At 71.2% G+C, this 24,547-nt stretch carries 23 protein-coding genes and 1 riboswitch; of the genes, 15 read left to right on the top strand and 8 right to left on the bottom strand.

The window, feature by feature from the left end:
* The first annotated feature begins 14 nt into the window (after positions 1–14).
* The 5 genes from ABZT49_RS26260 to ABZT49_RS26240 all read left to right on the top strand — a co-directional run bounded on the left by ABZT49_RS26260 (position 15) and on the right by ABZT49_RS26240 (position 4,272).
* Positions 15–638: a septation protein A gene (locus ABZT49_RS26260; RefSeq protein WP_355290443.1), complete on the top strand. Its 624-nt coding sequence runs from the start codon at positions 15–17 to the stop codon at positions 636–638.
* A 116-nt stretch (positions 639–754) separates the two neighbouring features.
* Positions 755–1,534 carry a Fe-S cluster assembly protein HesB gene (gene nth / locus ABZT49_RS26255; protein WP_355290442.1) on the top strand — a complete coding sequence of 260 codons (780 nt, stop codon included), beginning with the start codon at positions 755–757 and terminating at the stop codon, positions 1,532–1,534.
* 106 nt (positions 1,535–1,640) lie between these two features.
* The gene (trpS, locus tag ABZT49_RS26250; RefSeq protein ID WP_355290440.1) at positions 1,641–2,681 is read left to right on the top strand and encodes a tryptophan--tRNA ligase; all 1,041 of its coding nucleotides are present in this window, start codon (positions 1,641–1,643) and stop codon (positions 2,679–2,681) included.
* Positions 2,682–2,961: 280 nt separating this feature from the next.
* Entirely contained in the window at positions 2,962–3,831 is an 870-nt protein-coding gene (locus ABZT49_RS26245; RefSeq protein WP_355290438.1) for an AraC family transcriptional regulator, read from the top strand.
* Between the two features lie 33 nt (positions 3,832–3,864).
* On the top strand, positions 3,865–4,272 hold the full coding sequence (locus ABZT49_RS26240) for a DUF2000 domain-containing protein (protein ID WP_355290436.1): 408 nt from the start codon (positions 3,865–3,867) through the stop codon (positions 4,270–4,272).
* 3 nt (positions 4,273–4,275) lie between these two features.
* Here ABZT49_RS26240 and ABZT49_RS26235 read toward each other — a convergent pair whose 3' ends face one another.
* Positions 4,276–4,707: a helix-turn-helix domain-containing protein gene (locus ABZT49_RS26235; protein WP_355290434.1), complete on the bottom strand. Its 432-nt coding sequence runs from the start codon at positions 4,705–4,707 to the stop codon at positions 4,276–4,278.
* Positions 4,708–4,785: 78 nt separating this feature from the next.
* On the opposite strand from ABZT49_RS26235, the gene ABZT49_RS26230 reads away from it, so the two are divergent.
* Positions 4,786–6,573, top strand: coding sequence for a chloride channel protein (locus ABZT49_RS26230; protein ID WP_355290432.1), 1,788 nt, complete (start codon positions 4,786–4,788; stop codon positions 6,571–6,573).
* Between the two features lie 195 nt (positions 6,574–6,768).
* Here ABZT49_RS26230 and ABZT49_RS26225 read toward each other — a convergent pair whose 3' ends face one another.
* The 3 genes from ABZT49_RS26225 to ABZT49_RS26215 are packed head-to-tail and all read right to left on the bottom strand — an operon-like array spanning position 6,769 to position 9,586.
* On the bottom strand, positions 6,769–7,257 hold the full coding sequence (locus ABZT49_RS26225; protein WP_093566801.1) for an Lrp/AsnC family transcriptional regulator: 489 nt from the start codon (positions 7,255–7,257) through the stop codon (positions 6,769–6,771).
* Positions 7,258–7,308: 51 nt separating this feature from the next.
* Positions 7,309–8,232 carry an ROK family protein gene (locus tag ABZT49_RS26220; protein WP_355290430.1) on the bottom strand — a complete coding sequence of 308 codons (924 nt, stop codon included), beginning with the start codon at positions 8,230–8,232 and terminating at the stop codon, positions 7,309–7,311.
* A 7-nt stretch (positions 8,233–8,239) separates the two neighbouring features.
* Positions 8,240–9,586 carry a dicarboxylate/amino acid:cation symporter gene (locus ABZT49_RS26215; RefSeq protein ID WP_355290429.1) on the bottom strand — a complete coding sequence of 449 codons (1,347 nt, stop codon included), beginning with the start codon at positions 9,584–9,586 and terminating at the stop codon, positions 8,240–8,242.
* A 768-nt stretch (positions 9,587–10,354) separates the two neighbouring features.
* Here ABZT49_RS26215 and ABZT49_RS26210 point away from each other — a divergent pair.
* Entirely contained in the window at positions 10,355–11,458 is a 1,104-nt protein-coding gene (locus ABZT49_RS26210) for a lipase family protein (protein ID WP_355290427.1), read from the top strand.
* Between the two features lie 60 nt (positions 11,459–11,518).
* On the opposite strand, the gene ABZT49_RS26205 is transcribed toward ABZT49_RS26210, so the two are convergent.
* Entirely contained in the window at positions 11,519–12,391 is an 873-nt protein-coding gene (locus ABZT49_RS26205; protein WP_355290425.1) for a hypothetical protein, read from the bottom strand.
* 143 nt (positions 12,392–12,534) lie between these two features.
* Positions 12,535–13,149, bottom strand: a complete 615-nt coding sequence (locus ABZT49_RS26200; protein ID WP_355290423.1) for a TetR/AcrR family transcriptional regulator — start codon at positions 13,147–13,149, stop codon at positions 12,535–12,537.
* A gap of 70 nt (positions 13,150–13,219) precedes the next feature.
* Between ABZT49_RS26200 and ABZT49_RS26195 the strand changes: the two genes are divergently transcribed.
* From ABZT49_RS26195 to ABZT49_RS26175, 5 genes are all read left to right on the top strand, one after another.
* Positions 13,220–14,527 (top strand): MFS transporter, encoded by a 1,308-nt coding sequence (locus ABZT49_RS26195; RefSeq protein WP_355290421.1) that lies wholly within the window; start codon positions 13,220–13,222, stop codon positions 14,525–14,527.
* Positions 14,528–14,693: 166 nt separating this feature from the next.
* The gene (gene trxA / locus ABZT49_RS26190; RefSeq protein ID WP_355290419.1) at positions 14,694–15,602 is read left to right on the top strand and encodes a thioredoxin; all 909 of its coding nucleotides are present in this window, start codon (positions 14,694–14,696) and stop codon (positions 15,600–15,602) included.
* 156 nt (positions 15,603–15,758) lie between these two features.
* Complete coding sequence (locus tag ABZT49_RS26185; protein ID WP_093566808.1) at positions 15,759–16,427, top strand: LON peptidase substrate-binding domain-containing protein; 669 nt, start codon at positions 15,759–15,761, stop codon at positions 16,425–16,427.
* 49 nt (positions 16,428–16,476) lie between these two features.
* Positions 16,477–16,680: a Trm112 family protein gene (locus ABZT49_RS26180; protein WP_093566809.1), complete on the top strand. Its 204-nt coding sequence runs from the start codon at positions 16,477–16,479 to the stop codon at positions 16,678–16,680.
* Positions 16,681–16,787: 107 nt separating this feature from the next.
* Positions 16,788–16,975, top strand: a riboswitch (cobalamin riboswitch).
* Between the two features lie 143 nt (positions 16,976–17,118).
* Positions 17,119–19,146 (top strand): TonB-dependent receptor, encoded by a 2,028-nt coding sequence (locus ABZT49_RS26175; protein WP_407943574.1) that lies wholly within the window; start codon positions 17,119–17,121, stop codon positions 19,144–19,146.
* A 242-nt stretch (positions 19,147–19,388) separates the two neighbouring features.
* Here the strand turns inward: ABZT49_RS26175 and ABZT49_RS26170 are convergent, their stop codons facing one another.
* On the bottom strand, positions 19,389–19,862 hold the full coding sequence (locus tag ABZT49_RS26170) for a GNAT family N-acetyltransferase (RefSeq protein ID WP_355290417.1): 474 nt from the start codon (positions 19,860–19,862) through the stop codon (positions 19,389–19,391).
* Between the two features lie 69 nt (positions 19,863–19,931).
* Positions 19,932–20,180 (bottom strand): hypothetical protein, encoded by a 249-nt coding sequence (locus ABZT49_RS26165; protein WP_244539383.1) that lies wholly within the window; start codon positions 20,178–20,180, stop codon positions 19,932–19,934.
* Between the two features lie 369 nt (positions 20,181–20,549).
* Here ABZT49_RS26165 and ABZT49_RS26160 point away from each other — a divergent pair, with 369 nt between their 5' ends.
* The 3 genes from ABZT49_RS26160 to ABZT49_RS26150 are packed head-to-tail and all read left to right on the top strand — an operon-like array spanning position 20,550 to position 24,539.
* Positions 20,550–21,863 (top strand): cytochrome c, encoded by a 1,314-nt coding sequence (locus ABZT49_RS26160; RefSeq protein WP_355290415.1) that lies wholly within the window; start codon positions 20,550–20,552, stop codon positions 21,861–21,863.
* Positions 21,864–21,876: 13 nt separating this feature from the next.
* Complete coding sequence (locus ABZT49_RS26155; RefSeq protein ID WP_355290413.1) at positions 21,877–22,353, top strand: (2Fe-2S)-binding protein; 477 nt, start codon at positions 21,877–21,879, stop codon at positions 22,351–22,353.
* A complete protein-coding gene (locus tag ABZT49_RS26150) occupies positions 22,350–24,539 on the top strand; it encodes a molybdopterin cofactor-binding domain-containing protein (RefSeq protein ID WP_355290411.1) in 2,190 nt (729 codons plus the stop codon). Before ABZT49_RS26155 ends, ABZT49_RS26150 begins: the two co-directional genes overlap by 4 nt.
* The last annotated feature ends 8 nt before the right edge of the window (positions 24,540–24,547 follow it).

Here is a 24,547-nt window from a genome sequence, read left to right as displayed (position 1 = left end):
GTCGCCCCCGCCCCATGCAGATCGAAGCCGTCCCGCCGCAGGCCCACCTGCCGCCCCTCGCCAAGCTCGCCCTGGAGCTCGGCCCCCTCGGGGTGTTCTTCTTCGGCAACGCCTATGCCGACCGGTTCGGCTTTGCCGCCGACCAGCGCCTGTTCGTGGCGACCGGGCTGTTCATCGTCGCCACCCTGGTGGCGCTCGCGGTCCATTACGTCTGGGTGCGGCGGCTGCCGATCATGCCGCTCGTCTCCGGCGTCGTGGTAGTGGTGTTCGGCGGGCTCACCCTGCTCCTGCGCGACGAATTGTTCATCAAGCTCAAGCCCACCATCGTCAACAGCCTGTTCGGGGCGGTGCTGCTCGGCGGCCTCGCCTTCGGCCGGCCGCTGCTGGCCCTCGTGCTCGACAGCGTGTTCGACCTCACCCAGGAGGGCTGGCGCAAGCTCACCTTCCGCTGGGGCCTGTTCTTCTTCTTTCTCGCGGCCGTGAACGAGGTGGTGTGGCGCACCCAGACCACGGATTTCTGGGTCAGCTTCAAGGTGTTCGGCATCATGCCGCTCACCCTCGCCTTCGCGCTGGCCCAGACCCCGCTGCTCCTGCGCCACGAGCGCAAGAAGGACGAGACCCGGTCCGATCAGGCCTGATTGTCTCTCACGCAACTCCCGGTCGGCGGCAGCGCCGCGGGAGGCTCGGGACGTGCATGGACGGGACGCGGTGCCGCAGCCGGAACGCGGGCGGGACTTCGACGATTCACCCCGTCATGAGCCCCGCATCCAAAGACCATCCGGGACAAGACCTGTCGAGGCCGGATCTCGCCGGACACGATCTCACCGGAAAGGCCCTCGCCATCCATCGCCGGCTGTGCGGGGTCTATGGCTGTCCGATCCCCTACTTCCACGACCTCGACCCGGTGAGCGAGCTGATCTCCTCGCTCCTGTCGCACCGCACCCGCAACGCGGAGTCGGGCCGCGCCTTCAAGGCCCTGCGGGCGCGGTTCAACGACTGGGAGTCCCTCGTCGCTGCGCCGACCGAGGAGGTGCAGGCGCTCATCGCCGGCGTGACCTGGCCGGAGCTGAAGGCGCCGCGGATCCAGGCGGTCTTGCGCGCGGTGCAGGAGCGCGCCGGCGGGCTCGATCTCGGCTTCCTGCGCGACATGCCGGTGCAGGCGGCGCGCGCCTGGCTCGAGGCGATCCCCGGCATCGGTCCGAAGACCAGCGCGGCGGTCCTGTCGTTCAGCACCTTGCGGATGCCGGCGCTTCCGGTCGACAGCCACCACCACCGCGTGGCGCAGCGCACCGGGCTCATCGGCCCGAAGGTCGATGTCGGACCCGCCCACGCGATCCTGCGCGCCCAGCTGCCGGCCGACTGGGACGCGCAGACGCTCTACGACAACCACGAGATCCTGATGCTGCACGGCCAGCGCTGTTGCTTCCACCGCAACCCGGCCTGTGGGCGGTGCGCGGTGCTCGATCTCTGCCCCACCGGACAGGCCCGGACGGAGGCCCGGCCCCTGCGCGACACGGCGGCGCTGCACCCCTGATCCGGCCCGCTTGACCCCCCTCCCGGAACGGTCCAGAACGCCGCGCCCGCGGGATTGTGACAGCCCTCGGCCAAGGGACGGCTTGACCCAAGGGACGACGATCACGATGCCCGCGTTCAAGGAACTGGTCTTCTCCGGCGTCCAGCCGACCGGAAACCTGCACCTCGGCAATTATCTCGGCGCGATCAAGCGCTTCGTCGCCATGCAGGCGCAGTTCGAGTGCCTGTACTGCGTCGTCGACCTGCACGCGATCACGGTCTGGCAGGACCCGGGCGAGCTGACGCGGCAGATCCGCGAGGTCACCGCGGCCTTTCTGGCGGCCGGCATCGATCCGTCCCGCTCGGTGGTGTTCAACCAGAGTCAGGTGCCGCAGCACGCCGAACTCGCCTGGATCTTCAACTGCGTCGCCCGCCTCGGTTGGCTCAACCGCATGACGCAGTTCAAGGAGAAGGCCGGCAAGGACCGCGAGAACGCCAGCGTCGGCCTCTACGACTATCCCGTGCTGATGGCGGCCGACATCCTGGCCTACCGCGCCACCCACGTGCCGGTGGGCGAGGACCAGAAGCAGCACCTCGAACTGACCCGCGACATCGCCCAGAAGTTCAACAACGACTTCGCCGGCGCCATCGCCGCCCAGGGCCACGGCGAGGGATTCTTCCCCATCACAGAGCCGCTGATCGGCGGGCCCGCCGCCCGGGTGATGTCGTTGCGCGACGGCACCAAGAAGATGTCGAAGTCGGACCCGTCCGATTATTCGCGCATCAACCTCACCGACGATTCCGACGCGATCGCCCAGAAGGTGCGCAAGGCCAAGACCGACGCCGAGCCCCTCCCCTCCGAGATCGCCGGCCTCGAGAAGCGGCCCGAGGCCGACAACCTCGTGGGCATCTTCGCGGCGCTCAACGACGCCAGCCGCGAGGACGTGCTGCGCGAATACGGCGGCGCCCAGTTCTCGGCCTTCAAGGGCGCGCTGGTCGACCTCGCGGTGGCCAAGCTCGGGCCGATCGGCGCCGAGATGAAGCGCCTCGTCGCCGATCCGGCCCATATCGACGCGGTGCTCGCCGACGGCGCGGCACGGGCCGAGGCCATCGCGGCGCCCAACGTCGCCGCGGTGAAGGACATCGTCGGCTTCGTGCGCCGGCGCTGACGGGCGGAGGGCGCGAGACAGTTCGGCTCCCCTCGACAGTTATCATACCCTCCGTGTCATTCCGGGGCCGCGAAAGCGGAGCCCGGAATCCAGAACCGCAGGGGGTTCAGGATAAAGCAGTGAGCGGTCCGCTTCGTTCTGGGCCACCTGAGCGTCTAGATTCCGGGCTCCGCTTTCGCGGCCCCGGAATGACGTGGAGAGAGTGAATCCTTTGGGAGCCAATCGAGCAAGCTCTCAGAGGCAATCGCGCAGAGCGGATTGATCAGCCAAACATCGACCCATGACCCAGGCTCCCGCCGAGACCCGCGCCGCCCGGCCCCGCGACTTCGTCCATCTCCGGCGGGAGCCCTCGAGCGGCGTCGAGGCGGTGACGGCGCGGTTCCTCGGCCATGCCTACGACATGCACCACCACGACGAGTGGCTGGTCGGCGTGACGCAGGACGGGGTCCAGGATTTCTACTGCCGCGGCGCGCGCCGGCAGAGCACGCCCGGCCGGTTGATCCTGATCGAGCCCGGTGAGCGCCACGACGGGCAGGCGGTCCGGGAGCCGGGCTTCCGCTACAGCATGCTGTACCTGCCGCAGGCCTGGCTGCGCCGGCAGATGGGCGGCAGCGACGCGCGGATCGGCTTTCGCCGCACCCTCGCCGACGACCCCGCATTCGGCTGGGCGATCGACCGGGCCTGTCGCGCCGTGTTCGGCGCCGCCCCGCTCCTTGAGACCGACGCTGCCCTGGATGAACTCGCCGCGCATCTGCGCCGCCATCTCGACGCCGGAATGCCGAGGTCCTCGCCCGGGCGCGACCCGATGGTCGCCGAGCGGGCGATGGATTTCATCCGGGCGCACGCGGCGACGACCTTCGGGCTCGACGCGCTCGCGCAAGCGGCCGGCGCCGCCGACCGGTTCCAGCTCGCCCGCGCCTTTCGCAAGCGCTTCGGCTCCTCGCCGCATGCCTGCCTGATCGAGATCCGCCTCGCCCGGGCCCGCGCCCTGCTGCGCGCCGGAATGCCGCCGGCGGAAGCCGCGCTGGCGGCCGGCTTTTCCGACCAGAGCCATCTCGGCCGCCGGTTCCGCCGCGCCTACGGCCTCACCCCGGCCGTGTATCGCCGCGGGCGCACGAACGTTCCAGACGCCGCCCTCGCGCCTCTCTAGCCCTGCGGTCCAGCACCCGCAGGGAGATCCCCGATGTTCGACACCAAGGTGGCCATCCTGGTCCGCGACGACCTCGCCGTGTGGCAGAAGCTGAACGTCACCGCGTTCCTGGCGACCGGCATCGCCGGCGCCGTGCCCGACGCCATGGGCGAGCCCTATCGCGACGCGGCGGGACGCCCTCACGCCCGGCTGCTGGGCCAGCCGATTCTCATCTTCGCGGCCTCCGCGGAGGTGCTGCAGCGGGCCTGGCAGCAGGCGATCCAGCGCGATCTCACCCGCAGCGCCTATGTCCGGGCGATGTTCGAGACCGGGCACGACGCGGCCAACCGCGCGGTCTTCGCAGCCGAGCCCGCCGACGCGCCGGACCTCGTCGGCCTCGCGCTCCACGGCCCGAAGAAGGATGTCGACAAGGCCACCAAGGGCGCCGCTTTGCACCCCTGACCGTCACTCCTCGACACTGCAGCGGCGCATGCGGCCGAGCGCCCGGGTCAGCGCCGGCTCGAGCGTGCGCAACTCCTCCAGATGCGCCGCGGTCAGCCGGGCCAGCAGCGCCTCGGCCTTCGGCGTCGGCGTCAGGGCGAGGCGCCGACGGTCCTGAGGCGAGGCGGCCTTCGTCAGGAGCCCCGCCTCGACCATGCGCGAGACCAGTTCGGCCGCGGTCTGCGGCGCCACCAGGAGCTGCTCGGCCACGAAGCCGACCGTCGGCGGGCCGTCATGGCCGGCGATCGCCAGGAGTGCCTGGTGCTGCTGGGCCGGCAGGCCGACCTTCGCGGCCGCCGCCTCGCTGAAGGCGAGGAACCGCCGCAGCTCCAGCCGGAACGCCGCGATCGCCGCGTATTCCTCCCGCGACAGCCTCTCGTCCGAATCCTCTCTCATCGCGTCTCAGCCCCGTTTGAAAATATCGTAATACGATATATATTGCACGGCATCGCAGCCTCTCTCGACCCTCGCCGTATGTCCGATTCCCGCACACCCGCGCCTGTCCGGCCCCGCGCCCTCGCCGATTTCCGCGCCGACCGGCGCCTCCTCGTCCTCGTCGCCATGGCGCTGGCGATCGGCCTCGCCGGCACCGTCGCGGCCTGGGGGCTTCTCGCCCTGATCGGGCTCGTGACCAACCTCGCCTGGTTCGGCCGGTTCGATGCCGGCCCCGCCTCCCTGGCGACGGCGACGCCCTCCTTGTGGATGGTCTGCCTGCCGCCGCTCGGCGGCCTCGTGATCGGCCTGATGGCGCGGTTCGGCTCGGAAAAAATCCGCGGCCACGGCATCCCGGAGGCGATCGAGGCGATCCTGATCGGCGGCAGCCGGATGTTGCCGAAGGTCGCGGTGCTGAAACCCGTCTCCTCGGCGATCTCGATCGGCACCGGTGGGCCGTTCGGCGCCGAGGGGCCGATCATCATGACCGGCGGTGCCCTCGGCTCGCTGTTCGCGCAGTTCTTCCACCTGAGTGCCGCCGAGCGGAAGACGCTGCTCGTCGCCGGCGCGGCCGCCGGCATGACGGCGATCTTCGGCACGCCGGTCGCCGCCGTGCTGCTCGCGGTCGAGCTCCTGCTGTTCGAGTGGCGCCCGCGCAGCTTCATCCCGGTCGCGGCCGCGGCCATGACCGCGACCATGCTGCGCCCGGCCCTGTTCGGCGAGGGACCGCTGTTTCCCGTCGCGGCCGATCCGGCGCTGCCGTGGTGGGGCCTTCTCGCCTGCGCCGGCCTCGGAATCGCGGCGGGGCTCCTGTCGGGATTTCTCACGCGGCTGCTCTACGCCTGCGAGGACGCGTTCGAGCGCCTGCCGATCCACTGGATGTGGTGGCCGGTCCTCGGCGGCCTCGCGGTCGGCCTCGGCGGACTGATCGAGCCCCGGGCCCTCGGCGTCGGCTACGACGTCATCGCCGACCTGCTCGGCGGCCATCCCGCGCTCAAGGCCGTGCTGCTGATCCTCGGCGTCAAGGCGGCGATCTGGCTCGTCGCCCTGTCGTCGGGCACGTCGGGCGGCGTGCTGGCGCCGCTCCTCATCCTCGGCGGGGCGATGGGCTGGCTCATCGGCACGATGCTGCCGGGCCAGCCGGGCTTCTGGGCGCTGCTCGGCATGGCGGCGATGCTGGGGGGCACGATGCGGGCGCCGCTCACCGGCGCGCTGTTCGCCGTCGAGCTGACCGGGAACCTGCCCGCGCTGCCGGCCCTGCTCACGGCCTCGGCGGCGGCCTACGCGGTGACGGTGCTGCTGCTCAAGCGCTCGATCCTCACCGAGAAGATCGCCCGGCGCGGCCAGCACGTCACCCGCGAATACGGCATCGATCCGCATGAATTCACCCGCGTCGCCGACGTGATGGTGCGCGGCGTCGACACCCTGCCGGGCGCCCTGCCGGTGCCGGAGGCGGTCGCGGTGCTGGAAGCCGGACGGCACCGGATCTACCCGGTCCTGGACGAGGCCGGGCGCCCGGTCGGCCTCGTCTCGCGGGCCGATGCGCTCTTGTGGACGACAGAAGGCGGGCACGAGGGCGAGCGCCTCGACGAGCGGGTCTCGGATGCCTCGCTCTGCGTCGTTCATCCCGACGACGTCACGGCGCATGCCATCGACCTGATGCTGGCGACCGGCCAGGGCCGCCTGCCGGTCACCGATCCGGCGAGCGGCCAACTCGTCGGGCTCCTCACCCGCAAGGACCTGCTGCAGGTGCGGGCGGCGTTCAGCCGGGCGGAGGGGGAACGGCGGGCGTATTTTTCGCGCGGGGCGAAGGCGGTCCGGAGCGCGTGAGCGGCGCACACGCCCCCGCTTCCCGCCCGCGACCTCGTCCTGAGGTGCGAGGCGATCGAAAATCGCTGAGCCTCGAAGGAGACCTCCAGGGATCGCTGAGATTTCTGGGGCCCTCCTTCGAGTCCAGTCGATCTTCAATCGACTGACACCTCAGATAAGGTCGTAGGTAGGAGGGGAGAGGGGCTCAACGCTGAATTATTCTTTCAGATGGTCCAGCGGCAGCGCCGTCGTGTACTTCACTTGGTCGAGCGCGAAACTCGACCGGATCTTCGCCACGCCGGGGATCCGGGTCAGGTGATCGACGATCAACCGCTGGTACTGAGCCAGGTCCTCGACCACGACGCGCAGCATGTAATCGGCCTCGCCGCTCATCAGGTAGCACTCCATCACCTCCGGCCGGTGACGGATGGCATCGGAGAAGGCCTGGAGGGCGGCCTGGTTCTGCTTCTCCAGCGAGACGTGGACGAAGACGTTGACGTGGAGTCCGAGCGCCTGCGGGTCGGCCACCGCGACGCAGCGCCGGATGATGCCGCGCGCCTTGAGGTCGGCCACCCGGCGCCAGCACGGCGAGGTCGAGAGGCCGACCGCCTCGGCGAGGTCGCCGATGCCGATCTCGCTGTCCTGCTGCAGGTGCTCGAGAATGCGGATCGAGGCCGGGTCGAGGTCGACGGGTCTGGCCGGCACGCTTTGTCTCCCGGCGACGGAAAGGCGGTCGAGGCAACCGCCTAGCACGCCTCAGGCGGCAGAGGTATCCGGGTCGTTCCACAGCCACGCCGCCCCGCGCACGCCCGAGGCGTCGCCGTGGCGGCTCTGGAGGATCGGCGTGTCGAAGCCGCCGCCGAAGACGTGCGGGGCGACGCGCGAAGGCAAGGCGTCGTAGATCTCCGGAATGGTCGAGAGGCCGCCACCCAGCACGATCACGTCCGGGTCGAGCAGGTTGACGGTCGCGGCGACGCCGCGCCCGAGGCGGTCGAGCCAGGCCGCGAAGGTCTCCCGCGCCGCCGCATCTCCCCGGCGCATCGCCGCGACGATCGCCTCGCCGGTCATCGCCCGGTCGGTGCGGCGGGCGTGGTCGGCGGCGAGGCCCGGGCCGGAGAGCCAGGTCTCGAGACAGCCGGTCCGGCCGCAATAGCAGGCCGGGCCCGGGCGCTCGTCGTCGCGGGGGGCGGGAAGCGGGTTGTGGCCCCATTCCCCGGCGATGCGCTGGCGCCCGGACAGGGCCCGGCCCGACAGCGCGATTCCGGACCCGACGCCGGTGCCGAGGATCACCGCCCAGACGAGGGCATGCCCCTGCCCCACCCCGTCGACGGCCTCGGAGACCGCGAGGCAATTGGCGTCGTTCTCCAGCCGCACCGGGCGGGCGAGAACCCGTTCCAGATCCTCACCCAGCGGCCGGCCGTTGAGCCAGGTCGAGTTGGCGTTCTTGACCCGGCCGGTCGCCGGCACCAGCGCGCCGGGAATGCCGATCCCGACGCTGCCGGGGCCGCCGCCCTGCGCCTCCAGGCTCGCGACGAGGGCCGCGATGGCCCGCAGCGAGGCGTCGTAATCGCCCCGCGGGGTCGCGATCCGCCGCTCGGCCCGGACGAGGCCGTCGGGATCGAGGGCGATCCCGGCGATCTTGGTGCCGCCGAGATCGATGCCGATGCGCAGGGCGGTCATCGCGCGGTCAGGGGGCGACCGGGACCGGCTTCTCGTCGGCGATCTCGGTGCCGATCGCCAGCGGGTTGGCCATCACCTCGCGCAGCTTGACCGGATCGAGCTCGCCCTCCCAGCGGCTGACCACCACGCAGGCGACGCCGTTGCCGACGAGGTTGGTGAGCGCGCGGCACTCCGACATGAACTTGTCGATGCCGAGGATCAGCGCCATCGCGGCGACGGGCACCGGGTTGCCGGGAATCGCCCCCAGCGTCGCGGCGAGCGTGACGAAGCCGGCGCCGGTGACGCCCGACGCCCCCTTCGAGGTCAGCATCGCGACCGCGATGATGGTGGCGTACTGCCCGAAGCTGAGATCGGCGCCGACGGCCTGCGCCAGGAACAACGTCGCCAGCGTCATGTAGATGTTGGTGCCGTCGAGGTTGAACGAGTAACCTGTCGGGATGACGAGGCCGACGACCGAATCCGAGGCGCCGAGCCGCTTCATCTTCTGCATCATGTGCGGCAGCACCGTCTCCGAGGAGGAGGTGCCGAGCACGATCAGGAGCTCGTCCTTGATGTAGGCCAGGAACTTGAGGATCGAGAAGCCGGAGAAGCGGGCGATCAGGCCGAGCACCACGAGCACGAAGAGCAGGCTCGTCAGGTAGAAGGTGGCGACGAGGCCGATCAGGTTGCCGAGCTTGCCGATGCCGTACTCGCCGATCGTGTAGGCCATGGCGCCGAAGGCGCCGATCGGCGCGAGCTTCACGATCATGCCGATGATGCGGAAGAAGATCTCGCCTGCCGCCTCGATGGCGTGGATCGCCGGCTTGCCGCGCTCGCCGAGACCCGTGATGACGACGCCGGTGAGCACTGCGATCAGCAGGATCTGCAGCAGGTCGCCGCCCGCGAAGGCGTCGAAGAAGCTCTTCGGAATGATCGCCATGATGTGGGCGACCGTCGAATCGGCCTGCGCCTTGGCGGCGTAGCCGGCGACCGCCTTCGCATCGAGCTTCGAGGGATCGACGCCGAAGCCGGCGCCCGGCTGCACGATCTCGCCGACGATCACGCCGATGAGGAGGGCCAGAGAGGACACCACCTCGAAGTAGATCAGGGCCTTCAGCCCGACGCGGCCGACCTTCTTCAGGTCGCCGATCGACGCGATGCCGTGCACGATGGTGCAGAAGATGATCGGCGCGATCATCATCTTGATGAGCGCGATGAAGGCGTCGCCGAGCCACTTCATCGCCTTGGCGGTGTCGGGCGCGACGTAGCCGAGCAGGACGCCGAGCGCGATGGCGATCAGAACCTGGATGTAGAGGACCTTGTACCAGGGCTGCGACGAGCCCGTGGCCGTCGCGGACGGCGTGGCGTGCTGCATGTTCGTTCTCTCCCCGAGGTGCCGGCCGCCGCCTTGGGATCGGCCGTCGCGGTGCGGCCTCCGCCGCGTGTCTGTCGTGTGGAACAGGCCGCGGCCCGGACAGTGTAGGAAGTCCGCGCCGCGACGTCCAAGTAGAAAATCGTAAAGACCCTTCGCCTGTCCCGTCCCGGCACCGATGCCTCTGCGACACCCGGAACCGGGGCGGCCTGGTCGCTCGCCCGCCGCGCGACACCCCTCGCACGACCTGTCGCGCGCCGGGCCAGAAGCGGCATGCCGCGCGCGCGCGGCGGCGTCAACGGTCCGATGGATTGCGCGGGGTGGTTCATTCGTGCTGGGCCGTTTCGCGACGCGTTCCGCCGCGCCCGGCGCCGACGTTCCGCAACGGCGATTCGCCGGAACCGCACGGCTCGCCATCACGATTTTCAAGCACAAAATATATTTTTGATATGCCCTTGAAAATACAGTATATTTTCATGTCAATGCTGAACAATAAAAATATTGAAAGTCGACCTCTGTTATTTTTATCGCTATGACGCAGTGGTAGACCAAGGATCTCATGAAATGACGCCAACATACGACGTCTATCAGCAGGTATTTTCGCTCTCAATGATGAGCAACCATCTCATCAGAATGAAGGGAAAGCAAGATCTATTGCAGCGGGAGCTGGAAAATCACCTCAAGCTGTATCTGACCTACAAGGGGAATGCGCCATCCGATCAGAGCGTCGAGGGGCTGATCGGCGCGTGGACGGTCACCTGGGGACCGGTCGTGTTTCAGAATCCCGGTTCGGGCGTCGCCGACAACGCAATGCTGGTGGCCTGCAGCGACGTGACCTTCCCGGACAAGACGGTGAAGAAGATGGTCGTCGTCGCCATCGCGGGCACGGCGGCGGAGTCGACCTTCGACTGGACCGACGAGGACGGCGCCGGCGGCGGCAAGGGGACGGCGATCACGGGCGTCGTCTCCTGGGCGGACTTCCTCAAGACACCGACCGAGATCCCGGCCTCCCCGCCCGCGGCGGACGAGGCCTACATCTCCGTCGGCACCGCCACCGGGCTCTGCACCCTGCTCGGAATGGTCGATTCGTCCACGACGCCGAAGCAGACGCTGGTCGAGCATCTCGCCACGAGCGAGGCCGACATCCTGGTCGTGACCGGTCACAGCCTCGGCGGCGCCCTGTCGGCCGCGCTCGGCCTCTACCTCGCGCAGACCGGGGCGGCGCCGGGCATCGCGACGACCTACGTCTATCCGACGGCCGGCGCCTCGCCCGGAAACGACGTGTTCGCGCAGACCTTCGCGAAGGTGCTTCCCGCCGTGCCGGGTCCGGTGGCGTGGCAGTCATGGAACCTCGACATCTGGAATACGCTCGACGTCGTCCCGCAGGCCTGGGGCACCGCCGATGCCGATCCGACGATCCGCACGCTCAACAACGTGAACGTGATCTACGGCAACGTCGATCGTACCCCGCTGCCGCCCAACGCGGTCGCCACACCCGCCGACGTCGCGGCGCTCTCGTCCCGCCTGCTGGGCTGGTCGCAGGGGTCGCAGGTGACCTACACGCCGGTCCAGGGCGCCAGCTTCCCCGGCCAGACCGTCCACTTCGTCCCGGAGCGTCGCGGCAGCCTCGTCGGACTGCCGGTGCGGGTTCCGCCGCACGACTCCATCGGCTTCGCCGCCCAGGCCCTCTACCAGCACGGCATGGCCTACTCGGACGTGGTCCTCGCCGGCATGACGCCGCTGCCGCAGGACAAGAACGCGCTGGTCTCGGGCGTCGAGCGGGAGAGCCTCACCGAGCTGCTCAACTACTTCGCGACGCTGTTCGGATCGGCGTCGCGGGTCGAGGAGCCCGACCGCGTCGAAGCCGCGGAGTAGCGTCCCGATCGACGGTCTCCCGCGGCGGCGCAAGCGGCAGGCGGGAGACCGGCGGGATGATCAGGGCGTCGGCTGGGTCCGGCGCGGGCGCACGGTCCAGCGCTCGAAGGCGGGGGTGCCGTCGTCGCGGGCGGCATCCCCGCCCGGCACCGCGGCGCCGAGCGCCTGGGACAGGCTCTCGATCACGTCGTCGATGCGGGTATCCGGGTGCGGCTCCGGCGGGGGCGGCGGCGGCTCGGGAGCGGCCTCGGCCTGGGGCGGCGGGGGCGGCGCCTCGTGGACGGGCTCGGGCTCCGGCGGCGGAGGCGGCGGCGGTTCGGGCTGCGGCGGCGTCGAGATGCGGCGGAGCGCATTGACCACCCCGGTCTCCTCGCCGTTGCGGCTCGGCGCGGCGTAGCGGCCGAAGCCGTAGCGCGGCTCGATCAGGTCGAGCACGGCGTCGAGGGCGGCGTTGGACAGGCCGATCTCGCCGGGCTGCGGCACGCCCTGGAGCGCGATGCTGCGGCCCTCGTAGGCGGCATCGGTCGTGACCTCGGGGCCGAACCACGGCGGCACCGGGAAGCCGTTGGCCTCGTCGGGATTGTCGAACACCACCGCGACGACATCGACGTGGCCGGGGGCGACGTAGCGGTCGATCAGGGCGTCGCGGCCGTTGCCGAGGGCCACCTGAGTCCGGTCGTAGGCGGCGCGGCCGGCGCAGACGTCGAGCAGCGCGTCGCCGTGGGCGCGCGGCACCTCGGTGCGCTCCTCGCTGGAGGCGCCGCCGTCGGAGGTGACGAGGACGAGGTGGCACTGGCCGCCATCGACGCGCACGAACGAGGTCCGGCCGGACTGGGGCGGGAAATACCCTTCGGTGATGCGGGAGGAGCCGCGCTCCTTGCGGATCAGGCGGACCAGCGCCGGCGCGACCTGGAAACGTCGTACGAGGGTCATACGCTCTACTCCACGGGGGTCGCGGCCCGGACTCTGCCTGAGAGGCGATGGGCCGCGATCGGCGTCAACTCTCGCGTATCGACCGATCACGGCGACGGAATCAAGGCCGTGCTGCCGCCGCCCCCCGATTTATTGCCGGAATTCTATGGTGCACCGCGCGATGCTGACGCTCCGGGCCGGCTCGCGGCGATCAGGATCTCGGCGGCGCCGGACAGCGAGCGGTTCGGCCCGTCGGGCCCGAAGATCTGCCCGCAGGCGAAGGCGCCCTCGACGAGGAGCAGCATGGCGTCGGCGAGGCGCTCGGGCGCCTCGGCGCCGAGCGCGCCCGCGACCTCGGCGAGGCGGGCATGGAGCGCGCGCCTGCCCTCCCGTGCCGCCGCGCGGACGGGATGGTCCGCCTCCGGATACTCGGCCACGGCGTTGGAGAGGCCGCATCCGCGAAAGCCCGGCCGGGCGCTGCGCGTCGCGATGCCGTCGACGAAGGCGACGAGGCCGGCTCGCGGATCGTCCGGATGGGCCGCCAGCGCCTCGTCGAGGCGGGAGCGCAGGCGCAGGTCGTAATCCTCCAGGCAGGCGACGACGAGCGCGTCCTTCGAGGCGAAGCCGCGATAGAGGCTCGGCTTCGTCACCCCGGCCCGGGCCACGATCTCGTCGACGCCGACGCCGCGAAAGCCGCGGTCGTAGAACAGATCGCGGGCGGCGGCCCGGATCCGGTCGCCGGCCCGGACGGGTGCGCTGCCGTCATGCCCCTCCGCCATGATTTCACCCTTGACGATGTTACTGACTGGTACGTAACGTCCTAGCACGATTCGGGGAGGATGTCCCAGCATGAGTTCGACCGTGTCGCCGCGGGGCCTCGCCTCCCCTGCCGCTCCGAGACCGCGGCCCTTCGGCCAGAACTACGCCTTCGTGGTGGTGGGCGTGATCTTCCTGTGCCTGCTCGCGGCGGCGGGCCTGCGGGCCTCGCCCGGCGTCCTGATCCTGCCGCTGGAGCAGGCCTTCGGCTGGAGCCGCGGCACCACCTCCTTCGCCGCCGGGCTCGGCATCTTCCTCTACGGCCTCGTCGGGCCCTTCGCGGCGGCCCTGATGCAGAGCTTCGGCATCCGCCGCACCCTGCTCTGCGCGCTCGCCCTGATGGCGGCCTCGACGGCGCTGAGCGCGCTGATGAGCGAGCCCTGGCACCTCATCGCCACCTGGGGCGTGCTGTCGGGCCTCGGCAGCGGCTGCGTCGCCATCGTGCTCGGCGCCACCGTGGTGAACCGCTGGTTCGCCGTGCGCCGCGGCCTGTTCATGGGCCTTCTCACCGCCAGCACCGCCACCGGCACGCTGGTCTTCCTGCCCGGACTCGCGGCGATCGCGCAGGCGGGCGGCTGGCAGCCGGTGGTGCTCACCGTCGCCTGCGCCATCGCGGCGCTGATCCCCCTCGTCGCCTGGCTCCTGCCGGAGCGGCCCTCCGATATCGGCCTCACCCCCTACGGGGCGGCGCCGGGTACCGTCTCCGAGCCGCCCCGGCGCGCCAATCCGTTCAAGGCGGCGATCGACGGGCTGGTGCGGGCGAGCGCCAAGGGCGATTTCTGGCTCCTGTTCGGCACCTTCTTCATCTGCGGCCTCACCACCAACGGGCTGGTCGGCACCCACCTGATCTCGTTCTGCGCCGACCAGGGCATCCCGGAGGTGCGGGCCGCGGGGCTGCTCGCGCTGATGGGCGTGTTCGACCTCATCGGCACCACCGGCTCGGGGTGGCTCACCGACCGCTACGACCCGCGCAAGCTCCTGTTCGTCTATTACGGCCTGCGCGGCCTGTCGCTGATGGCCCTGCCCTTCACCGACTTCTCGTTCTACAGCCTGTCGATCTTCGCGGTGTTCTACGGCCTCGACTGGATCGCCACGGTGCCGCCGACGGTCAGGCTCGCCAACGAGGCCTTCGGCGAGCGCGACGCCCCGATCGTGTTCGGCTGGATCGCCGCCGGCCACCAGCTCGGGGCCGCCACCGCCGCCTTCGGCGCCGGCCTGGTGCGGGCCTCGGAAGGGCGCTACCTCGAGGCGTTCCTGGCCGCCGGCCTCACCGCCCTGATGGCCGCGCTGATGTCGCTGATGATCGGCCGGATGCGCCAGGCCGCACCGGCGGCAGCGTGACGGAGCGCCGGACGCCAGGCCCGCGGGCCCGGCGTCCGGCTTTGCGGTTTTTCCGTTCTTTTTCAGGCTTTCCGCGCCTTGCCCTGGCCGGGGCGGCCGGTCTACCCCATCTGATCGGCGGGCCGTCCAGGCCCGCGACGTGAAGGCCGTTCTCCCGAGGTCATCGATGCTCACCGACACTCCCGCGGCCGGCCAGCCCCCCGCGGGCGCCCTGATCAAGGACACCACCACCGCGACCTTCCGCCAGGACGTGATGCAGGAATCCCTGCAGCAGCCGGTGCTGGTCGATTTCTGGGCGCCGTGGTGCGGGCCGTGCAAGCAGCTCACCCCGATCATCGAGAAGGCCGTCAAGGACGCAGGCGGCAAGGTCAAGCTCGTCAAGATGAACATCGACGAGCATCCCCAGATCGCCGGCCAGCTCGGCATCCAGTCGATCCCGGCGGTGATCGCGTTTCAGCGCGGCCAGCCGGTGGACGGCTTCATGGGCGCCCTGCCCGAGGCTCAGATCAAGGCCTTCATCGAGCGCCTGGTCGGCCCCCTCGGCCCGACCGCGGTCGAGGACCTGATGGCGGAGGCGCAGAGCGCCGCCGAGGCCGGCGATCCCGACGCCGCCGCCGAGATCTACGCCGCGGTGCTGGGCCAGGAGCCGGGGCATGCCGGCGCCATCGCGGCCCTCGCCCGCCTGCTCCTCGACCGCGACGACGTCGAGGGTGCGCGCCGCTTCCTCGAGGCCGCGCCGCCCGAGGCCGCCAAGGACCCGGCCATCGCCGCCGTGAAGGCCGCGATCGAGCTCGCCGAGCAGGCGGCGTCGCTGGGCGACCTCGCCGGCTTCCAGCGCCGGATCGAGGCCGATCCCGCCGATTACCAGGCCCGGTTCGACCTCGCGCTCGGCCTCAACGCCAAGGGCCAGCAGCAGGAGGCGGTCGACCAGCTGATCGAGATCGTCCGCCGCGACCGGTCCTGGAACGACGACGGCGCCCGCAAGCAGCTGCTCCAGCTGTTCGAGGCCTGGGGGCCGATGGATCCGATGACCATCCGCGGCCGGCGCAAGCTGTCGACCCTGATGTTCTCCTGACGACGCGGCCACGTGAATCGCGAAGTGCATCCCGGGCGCGGCATTACGCCGGTCAGGTATCCACGCCGGCGGGCCGCGCCCTAGATCCAGCTTGCGACCCCGGGCCCGAGACGACGGAGCCCGGGGCCCCCTCCGATCCGCGCTGGAGCGACGCCGATGAGCATGAACGTCGCCTACAAGGGGCCGGCCGACTGCCCGACCGAGATCCCGGTCTTTCCCCTCCCCGGGGCTTTGCTGTTGCCGCGGGGCCAGATGCCGCTCAACATCTTCGAGCCGCGCTACCTCGCGATGATCGACGAGGCCCTGCGCACCGACCGGGTGATCGGCATGATCCAGCCGGATTCCGAATCCGGCGAGACCCCGCTCTCGCCCAAGCTCTTCCGGGTCGGCTGCGCCGGCCGCGTGACCCAGTTCGCCGAGACCGGCGACGGCCGCTACCTGATCTCGCTCACCGGCATCGCCCGGTTCCGGATCGAGGAGGAGCTGCCGAACGCCACGGGCTTTCGCCGCTGCAAGGTCACCTTCGCGCCGTTCGAGAGCGACTTCCACGCCCGGGCCGGCGAAGAGGCGGTGGACCGCGCCGGCGTGCTGAAGGCCCTGCGCGATTTCGTCGAGGCCAACGACCTCAAGGTCGACTGGGCCGGGATCGAGGAGGCGCCGAACGAGGCCCTGGTGAATGCGCTGTGCATGATGAGCCCGTTCGGCCCGCGCGAGAAGCAGGCGATGCTGGAGGCGCCCGACCTCAAGACCCGGGCCGAGGTGCTGATCGCCGTGACCGAGATGGAGCTGGTGCGGGCCTCGGGCGCCGAGCCGACGCTGCAATAGGCGGCGCTTTGGGCTAAGGCCTTCGCCGGACCATTCGGAAGGACGTCCCGTGAGCGATTCCCCCGCCTCCTTCGAGGCCACCCGCATCGACCCGAAGCTGCTCGAGCTCCTGGTCTGCCCCCTGACCAAGGAGCGGCTCGACTACGATTCCGCGCGCCAGGAGCTAATCAGCCGCTCGGCCAAGCTCGCCTACCCGATCCGCGACGGCATTCCGATCATGCTGCCGGAAGAGGCGCGGCCGCTGGCGGATTGAGGCGACGGCGTCGCGCGGAAAGCAGGACCCCGCGCGGTGTCCCGTCGACAACCGGCAACACGCCCGACAAATCGGCGCGCGCCCCGTTGGCGCCCGCCCCGGTCCCGCCTACACCTCGACGGGACGGTTCCCCTCGGGGATCAAAAGGGAACGCGGTGCCGAGAAGCCGCGGCTGCCCCCGCAACTGTGAGCGGCGAGCCCTCCATCACCGACGTCACTGGGCCGCGAACCCGGGAAGACGATCGAGGGCTGAGACCCGCGAGTCAGGAGACCTGCCGTCAGCCGTGGTCACATGTGGGCCGCGCCGGCCGGGGTGTGTCGGTGCCTCCACGGTGACGTGCCACAGCCCGTGAAGGCTCGCCCGTGCCTGTCTCCCGTCTCCCGTTCCTTGCGGCGTTGGCCGCGTGCCTGCCCGTTGCCGTTCACGCCCAGGACGCCATCCCCCTCGACCAGATCGAGGTGAAGGCGCCGGCCCCCGCCGCACCGGGGGCGGCCAGCGCCGGCTATCCCGGCGGAATCACCGGCATCGGCGGCGCCTTGCGCCCGGTCGAGGCGGCGAGCGCCGGCATCGTCAGTGGGGCCGTCATCAACAGCCTGCCCGTCACCCGCCCGGGCGAGGTGCTGGAGGCGGTGCCGGGCCTGATCGTCACCCAGCATTCCGGCGAGGGCAAAGCCAACCAGTTCTTCCTGCGCGGCTTCAACCTCGACCACGGCACCGACATCGCCATCCACGTCGACGGCATGCCGGTGAACATGCGCACCCACGCCCATGGCCAGGGCTACGCCGACCTCAACTTCCTGATCCCCGAGCTCGTCGGCGCGGTCGAATTCCACAAAGGGCCCTACTTCGTCCGCGACGGCGACTTCGCCTCCGCCGGCTCGGTGCGGATCGACTACCTCGACAAACTGGACAGGAACATCGCGCTGACGACGCTGGGCAGCTTCGGCTTCAGGCGCGGACTCTCGGCGGCCTCGGTGCCGCTCGGCGCCGGCAACCTTCTCGTCGCGGGCGAGGCGCAGGCCTATGACGGGCCATGGGTCGTGCCCGATGCCCTGCGCAAGCTCAACGGCGTCGCCCGCTACAGCCAGGGCACGGCGACGGACGGCTTTTCCGTCACCGGCATGGCCTATTGGGCCAAGTGGAACGCCACCAACCAGATCCCCGAGCACGCGGTGGCGGAGGGGATCATCGGCCGCTACGGCAGCCTCGATCCGACCGACGGCGGCGACACCGGGCGCTTCTCGCTCTCCGGGCGCTGGAGCCAGTCGGATGCCGGCGGCATCACGCGAGCCTCGGCCTACGTGATCCGCTACCAGATGAACCTCTGGAACAACTTCACCTACTTTCTGAACGATCCGGTCAACGGCGATCAGTTCCGCCAGCGCGACGCCCGGGTGCTCGGCGGCGGCGAAATCAGCCGTGTCTTCCAGGGCGACCTGTTCGGGCTGGCCATGGAGAACGAGATCGGCGTGCAGACCCGCACCGACGACATCCGGGTCGGCCTGTTCAACACCACCGCCCGACAATACCGCTCGACGGTGCTCGACGACCGGGTGCTGGAGGCGAGCGCGGCGTTCTACTACGAGAACCGGGTGCGCTGGACCGACTGGCTGCGCACCAGCGTCGGCTTCCGGGCCGATGGCTACTATGCCAACGTCCGCTCCGACACAGCCGCGAATTCAGGGAAAGCCCGTGACGGCATCGTCAACCCGAAGCTCGGCGCGGTGTTCGGGCCGTGGGCGGATACCGAGATCTACCTGAATTACGGCGGCGGCTTCCACTCGAACGACGCCCGCGGCGTCACCGCGACGGTCGATCCGGCGAGCCCTCTGTTCAATATCGCCCGCTCGCCGTTCCTGGTCCCCTCGACGGGCCACGAGGTCGGGATCCGCAACCGCTCGATCGCCGGGCTGGAGACCAGCCTCGCCCTGTTCAGGCTCGACTTCGCCTCCGAGAACCTGTTCCAGGGCGACACCGGCACCACCGAGCCGAGCCGGCCGACCCGCCGCTTCGGCATCGAGTGGAGCAACCACTACGCCGTCACGCCCTGGCTGCGGCTGGAGGGCGACCTGACCCTCACCAATGCCCGCTTCGCCGACCGCGACCCGGTCGGCCGGCGGGTGCCGGAGGCACCGACCACCATCGCTTCGGCGGGCGTCACCTTCGGCGAGGGCCAGGGCTGGTTCGGGACCCTGCGCTTCCGCTATTTCGGGCCGCGGCCCCTGATCGAGGACAATTCGGTGCGCTCGAAGCCGACCGCCCTGCTCAACGGCCGGATCGGCTACGCCTTCGACAATGGCGTCAGCCTCGCCCTCGACGTGCTCAACCTGACGAACGCCCGGGCCGACCAGATCACCTACTATTATGAATCGCGCCTGCCCGGAGAGGCGGCGGGCGTCGCCGACCGGCACTTCCACCCGGTCGAGCCGACGGCCGTGCGGTTGACGCTGGCGGGGCGGTTCTGACGGCCCGTATGATCCGTTGCGCCGGTCGATCGGGCACGCATTCTGACAAGTCTCGACGTCATCCCGGGGCCGCGCAGCGGAACCCGGGATCCATAACCGCTGACGCTCCAGGATGAAGCGGAACGTCTTTCGCTTCGTTCTCAACCCTTGGCGGTTATGGATCCCGGGTTCTCGACTTCGTCGAGCCCCGGGATGACGTTGAGACTTGTCAGTCACGGGGCCGGATTAACCGGCACAGCAAGTCAAGCAGACGCTGACAAATCCCGCCGCATCAGCGCGTACATCTTCTCCCGGTACGATACCCTCTCGACCGTTCGCCAGCCGATCCGGGCATAGAGCCCCTCGGCGCTGCGCGTGTAGAGCCACAGGGTCGGGATCCCGCGGGCGACCGCCTCCGTCTCCACCGCCGCGACCAGCCGGGCGGCGTGCCCGCGGCCCCGGGCGTGGGGCGCGACGAAGACGCCGGCGAGCCAGGGCGTCAGATCGGGCCGCGTGTCGAGGTCGTGGGCGGCGAGGCTCGCCATGCCGACGGGTTCGTCGTCGACCAGAAGCACGAAGGTGCGGGGCAGCGAGGCGGCGGCGGCGCCCACGGCTTCCGCCGCAATCACCTCGGCGAAGCTGCGGCCCTGGCCCTGCTGGAAGGCCTCCCAGCGCCAGCGCGCGGTGACCGGCACGAGGTCGGGCCGCTCTGCCAGGGTGACGATCGCGTGAGGCATCGGACACGGCTCCCCGGGACGGGCCGTCCTTCGCCGATCCGGGTCGAACCCGTCAATGCCACCCTTGCCTCAATGCCATCCTTGGCCGAACCGGCCGGTCGAGTGCATCAGGGTGTGCCCGCATTCGAGGCAGAGGTAGCGGGTCTCGACGCCGCCGCCGAACGCCTCGACCACCGGGGTCGAGGCCACCACCATCAGGCGGGCGTGGGGGCGCTCCTGCCAATGGGCGCGCATCTGGCCGCAGCAGGCCCGGCAGGCCGCGTCGTCGGCGCTCATCGACGGTGGCCCGAGGCGGGCGTGGAAACTCTGCTGGGCCATGCGGCGTCGGTCTCGTGCGGGTGAGCCGCATCCGAAACGATCCCGGGACGGATCGCCCGTCGGCCCCGCGGGATCAGCAAGAACGGGACCGGGCTGAACGGAGGAAGCGGGCGGGCGGGAGACCGTCCGCTCGGGGTCGAACCATGCGGAAGCTCCGCCGCTCGACCGATACGGCCAAGCCAAACCGGCGTCGCTCCGCCGATCGGACGATATCACTGTTTCGCGGGATTGCGGCAAGACTGTGCGGGGGGCAGGCAGGCCTGCGCGCGCGGAAGGGTCCGCCGGAACCGTGGCAAGGAGCATCGGTTGTCTCGCCACCGGCGGTGCGAGCCTTCGCAGCGTCGGGGTTCGCGTGGCGGGAGGAGCCGGTTGGGGGGACGTCGCCGGATCGCCGTCTGGCTGGGAAGCGCTTTCGTCCTTGCCGCCGCAGGGTTCGCGGCCGCGGCGTGGCGCCCCGCCCTCGCACCGGGTGGTGCGACGCCGGCCGAGACCGCGCCGGAGCTGGTCCGCAAGGGCGCAGTGCTCGCGTCGCTCGGCTACTGCGCCTCCTGCCACACCGCGGAAGGCGGCCGGCCCTACGCGGGCGGACGCGGCATCGGCACGCCGTTCGGCACGATCTACGCCACCAACATCACGCCGGACCCGGAGACGGGCATCGGCCGCTACTCGCTGGCCGCCTTCACCCGGGCGATGCGCGAGGGCGTCGATGCCGAGGGGCGCCACCTCTACCCGGCCTTCCCCTACACCCACTATGCCGGCCTGACCGATCCGGACGTCGCCGCCCTCTACGCCTTCGCGATGACCCGCGAGCCGGTGCGGCAGGAGGCGACGCCCAACGCCCTTCCCTTCCCGCTCTCCTGGCGCCCGCTCCTCGCCGGCTGGAAGCTGCTCTTCGTGCGAGAGCCCAAGATCCCGGCGAATCCGCAGCGCGACGCGGAGTGGCATCGCGGTGCCTACCTCGCCGAGGCCCTGAGCCATTGCGGCGCCTGCCACAGCCCGCGCAACCTCCTGGGCGCCGAGGTGCGATCGAAGGCCTATTCCGGGGGCGAGGCCGACGGCTGGTGGGTCCCGCCCCTCGACCGCTCCTCGCCCTCGCCGCTCGCCTGGGACCGGGACAGCCTCGCCCGCTACCTCGCCGAGTGGGATCCGCAACATGGCGGGGCCGCCGGGCCGATGCGCCCGGTGGTCGACGCCCACAGGACCGTCCCGGACGGCGAGATCCGGGCGCTCGCGTCCTACGTCGCCACGCTCTACGGCCCCGGCCCGGCCGGCAGCCGCACCGGGCCGGTCGACCGTGCGATTCCCGGCGACGACCCCGCCCTCGCCCGGGGCGCAGCGACCTATGCGGGCGCCTGTGCGACCTGCCACGAGAGCGGCGGCGGGGCCGCCGGCGGCGTGCCCTACACCACGCCCTCGCTCGGCCACCGCACCACCGTGCGGGCGCCCGACCCGCGCAACCTGATCCTGGTCCTGCGCGACGGCATCGCCCCGCGGGAGCGCGCGCCGGGGCCGATCATGCCGGCCTACGGCGCGATGCTGACACCCGGTCAAGTCACCGACCTCGCCGCCTACCTGCGCGCCCGGTTCAGCCCCGACGGGCCGTGGCCGAACCTCGACGCGACGGTGCGGGACATGATGCGCGACGCCCCCCGCCCCGGCGCCCGGGCCGAGGCGGGGCCTTGAGGAGAAGACGCCGATGCCGACCCTGACGGTGAACGGCCGCATCCAGGCGGTCGAGGCGGCACCCGAGACCCCGCTCCTCTACGTGCTGCGCGACGAGCTCGGGCTCAACGGCGCCAAGTTTGGGTGCGGGCTGGGCCAGTGCGGCGCCTGCACGGTCGAGGTCGAGGGCCGCGCGATCCTGTCCTGCCTCACCCCGATCGGCGTGCTGGAGGGCCGATCCGTCACCACCGTCGAGGGCCTGGGAAGCCCGGAGAATCCGGGCCCCCTCCAGGCCGCCTTCATCGCCGAGAACGCGGCGCAATGCGGCTACTGCATCGCCGGCATGGTGATGCGGGCCCACGCCCTGCTGCGCGCGGTCCCCCATCCGAGCGACGCCGAGATCCGCGACGCGCTGCGCTTCAACCTCTGCCGCTGCGGCACCCATATGCGGATCCTCGCCGCCGTGCGGCGCGCCGCCGGGGAGCCCGCCACCACGGGGGCGACGCGGTGACCGCCCTCACCCGCCGCACCCTGCTCGTCGGCGGCGCGCTCCTCGTCGGGATCGGGCTGCCGCGACGCGTCGAGGCGGCCTCCCTGCCCGGCAGCCTGGGGCAGGCGCCACGGATCGATGCCTGGATCCGGATCGGCGAGGACGGCACCGTCTCGGTGCTCACCGGCAAGGCCGAGCTCGGCCAGGGGATCAAGACGGCGCTGATCCAAGTCGCGGCGGAGGAGTTGGGGCTGGAGCCCACCTCCTTGCGCCTCCACACCGCCGATACCGAGCTGACCCCGAACGAGGGCTACGCCGCCGGCAGCCACTCGATGCAGGATTCGGCCACCGCGATCCGGCACGCCGCCGCGGCGGCGCGGGCGCTGGTCGTCGAGGCCGCGGGGCGCCGGTTCGGCCTGCCGCCCGCCGCTCTGCGGATCGAGGGCGGCGGCGTCGCGGCCCCAGACGGGCGGCGCCTCGCGCTCGGCGAGATCGCCCCGGAGGTCGTGCTCGATGCAGCCGTGCCCGAGGCGGTCGCCCTGCGGGATCCCGCGACCTACAATGTGGTCGGCCGGCCTCTGCCGCGGGTCGACATCCCCGCCAAGGTCGCGGGCGGCGCGGCCTACGTCCAGGACATCCGCGCGCCCGGTCTGGTGCATGCGCGGATCCTGCGCCCGCCCCGCCCCGGCGCCCGCCTCGTCGGCCTCGACGCGGAGGCGGTCGCCGCCCGCCCCGGGGTGATCCGGGTGCATCGCGACGGCGACTTCATGGCGGTGCTCACTGAGCGGGAATACGCCGCCGTGACGGCGATGCGGGCGCTCGCGCGGGTCGCGGTCTGGCAGGGCGGCGCGAGCGTGCCGGAGCCCGACGCGCTCTTTTCCGACCTCGCGGGCCGATCGGCGACGCGGACGATCATCCACGAGGCCGGGGCCGACGCGCCGGTGCCGGCGGGCCGGCGGATCACCGCGCAGTATCGCCGGCGCTACCAGATGCACGGCTCGATCGGCCCGTCCTGCGCGGTGGCCGAGTTCGACGGCGACCGGCTCACCGTGTGGTCGCACGCGCAGGGCATGTTCCCCCTGCGCAAGGCGCTCGCCGAGATGCTGGCCCTGCCCGAGGAGCAGGTGCGCTGCATCCATGTCGAGGGCTCGGGCTGCTACGGCCATAACGGCGCCGACGACGCGGCCGGCGACGCGGCGCTCCTCGCCCGCGCCCTCCCCGGCCGGCCGGTGCGGGTGCAGTATACCCGCGAGCAGGAGCACCTGTGGGAGCCCTATGGCGGCGCGATGCTGACCGAGGCCTCGGCGGTGCTCGGACCCGACGGGCGCGTCATTGATTGGGACTACGCGGTGCGCAGCCCGACCCACCTCACCCGCCCGCCCGGCGCCGGCCAGCTGCTCTCGGCCCGGATGCTCGAAAAACCTTTTCCGGCCCCGCCCCCGAAGGCGCTGCCGCAGCCCGAGGGCGGCGGCGACCGCAACGCCATCCCGCTCTACCGCTTTCCCAAAGCCCGGGTGGCGCACGACTTCGTCATCGACATGCCGCTGCGGGTCTCGGCCCTGCGCAGCCTCGGCGCCTACATGAACGTGTTCTCGATCGAGAGCTTCGTCGACGAGCTGGCCGAGGCCGCCGGCGCCGACCCGGTCGCCTTCCGCTTGGACCATCTCGACGATCCGCGGGCGCGGGCCGTGATTGAGGAGGCTGCCGGCCGCTTCGGCTGGGGAAAGGCTCTTCCGAAGGGCCGCGGCGCCGGCTTCGCCTTCGCCCGCTACAAGAACCTCGCGGCCTTCTGCGCGCTCGCCGTCGAGGTCGAGGTGGCGCACGAGAGTGGCCGGGTCCGGCTGGTACGGGCGCAGGCCGCGGTGGATGCGGGCCAAGTCGTCAACCCGCATGGCATCCGTGACCAGATCGAGGGCGGGATCATCCAGGCGATGAGCTGGAGCCTGTTCGAGGCGGTGGGGCACGATGCCGAGGGGCCGACGAGCCGCGACTGGAGCACCTACCCGATCGCCCGCTTCCCCGACATTCCCGAGCGCCTCGACGTCCACCTGATCGACCGCCCCGGCCAGCCGTTCCTCGGCGCCGGCGAGGTCGCGCAGGGCCCGACCGCCGCAGCGCTCGCCAACGCGATCCGCAATGCCGCGGGGGTGCGCCTGCGCGAATTGCCGATGCGGCCGGAACTGGTGAAGGCGGCGATCGGGGTGTGACGCGGCGG

The sequence above is a fragment of the Methylobacterium sp. EM32 genome, from assembly GCF_040593685.1.
Lineage (GTDB): Bacteria > Pseudomonadota > Alphaproteobacteria > Rhizobiales > Beijerinckiaceae > Methylobacterium.
Note: the sequence above shows the minus strand (reverse complement) of the source record. Positions and strands in the feature narration are given on the sequence as shown.

What these genes read in the sequence shown, in the direction of transcription:
- ABZT49_RS26260 (WP_355290443.1), top strand. Translation starts at nt 15, where the DNA reads ATGCAGATCGAAGCCGTCCCGCCGCAGGCCCACCTGCCGCCCCTCGCC.
- nth (WP_355290442.1), top strand. Translation starts at nt 755, where the DNA reads ATGAGCCCCGCATCCAAAGACCATCCGGGACAAGACCTGTCGAGGCCG.
- trpS (WP_355290440.1), top strand. Translation starts at nt 1,641, where the DNA reads ATGCCCGCGTTCAAGGAACTGGTCTTCTCCGGCGTCCAGCCGACCGGA.
- ABZT49_RS26245 (WP_355290438.1), top strand. Translation starts at nt 2,962, where the DNA reads ATGACCCAGGCTCCCGCCGAGACCCGCGCCGCCCGGCCCCGCGACTTC.
- ABZT49_RS26240 (WP_355290436.1), top strand. Translation starts at nt 3,865, where the DNA reads ATGTTCGACACCAAGGTGGCCATCCTGGTCCGCGACGACCTCGCCGTG.
- ABZT49_RS26235 (WP_355290434.1), bottom strand. Translation starts at nt 4,707, where the DNA reads ATGAGAGAGGATTCGGACGAGAGGCTGTCGCGGGAGGAATACGCGGCG.
- ABZT49_RS26230 (WP_355290432.1), top strand. Translation starts at nt 4,786, where the DNA reads ATGTCCGATTCCCGCACACCCGCGCCTGTCCGGCCCCGCGCCCTCGCC.
- ABZT49_RS26220 (WP_355290430.1), bottom strand. Translation starts at nt 8,232, where the DNA reads ATGACCGCCCTGCGCATCGGCATCGATCTCGGCGGCACCAAGATCGCC.
- ABZT49_RS26215 (WP_355290429.1), bottom strand. Translation starts at nt 9,586, where the DNA reads ATGCAGCACGCCACGCCGTCCGCGACGGCCACGGGCTCGTCGCAGCCC.
- ABZT49_RS26205 (WP_355290425.1), bottom strand. Translation starts at nt 12,391, where the DNA reads ATGACCCTCGTACGACGTTTCCAGGTCGCGCCGGCGCTGGTCCGCCTG.
- ABZT49_RS26200 (WP_355290423.1), bottom strand. Translation starts at nt 13,149, where the DNA reads ATGGCGGAGGGGCATGACGGCAGCGCACCCGTCCGGGCCGGCGACCGG.
- ABZT49_RS26195 (WP_355290421.1), top strand. Translation starts at nt 13,220, where the DNA reads ATGAGTTCGACCGTGTCGCCGCGGGGCCTCGCCTCCCCTGCCGCTCCG.
- trxA (WP_355290419.1), top strand. Translation starts at nt 14,694, where the DNA reads ATGCTCACCGACACTCCCGCGGCCGGCCAGCCCCCCGCGGGCGCCCTG.
- ABZT49_RS26185 (WP_093566808.1), top strand. Translation starts at nt 15,759, where the DNA reads ATGAGCATGAACGTCGCCTACAAGGGGCCGGCCGACTGCCCGACCGAG.
- ABZT49_RS26170 (WP_355290417.1), bottom strand. Translation starts at nt 19,862, where the DNA reads ATGCCTCACGCGATCGTCACCCTGGCAGAGCGGCCCGACCTCGTGCCG.
- ABZT49_RS26165 (WP_244539383.1), bottom strand. Translation starts at nt 20,180, where the DNA reads ATGGCCCAGCAGAGTTTCCACGCCCGCCTCGGGCCACCGTCGATGAGC.
- ABZT49_RS26155 (WP_355290413.1), top strand. Translation starts at nt 21,877, where the DNA reads ATGCCGACCCTGACGGTGAACGGCCGCATCCAGGCGGTCGAGGCGGCA.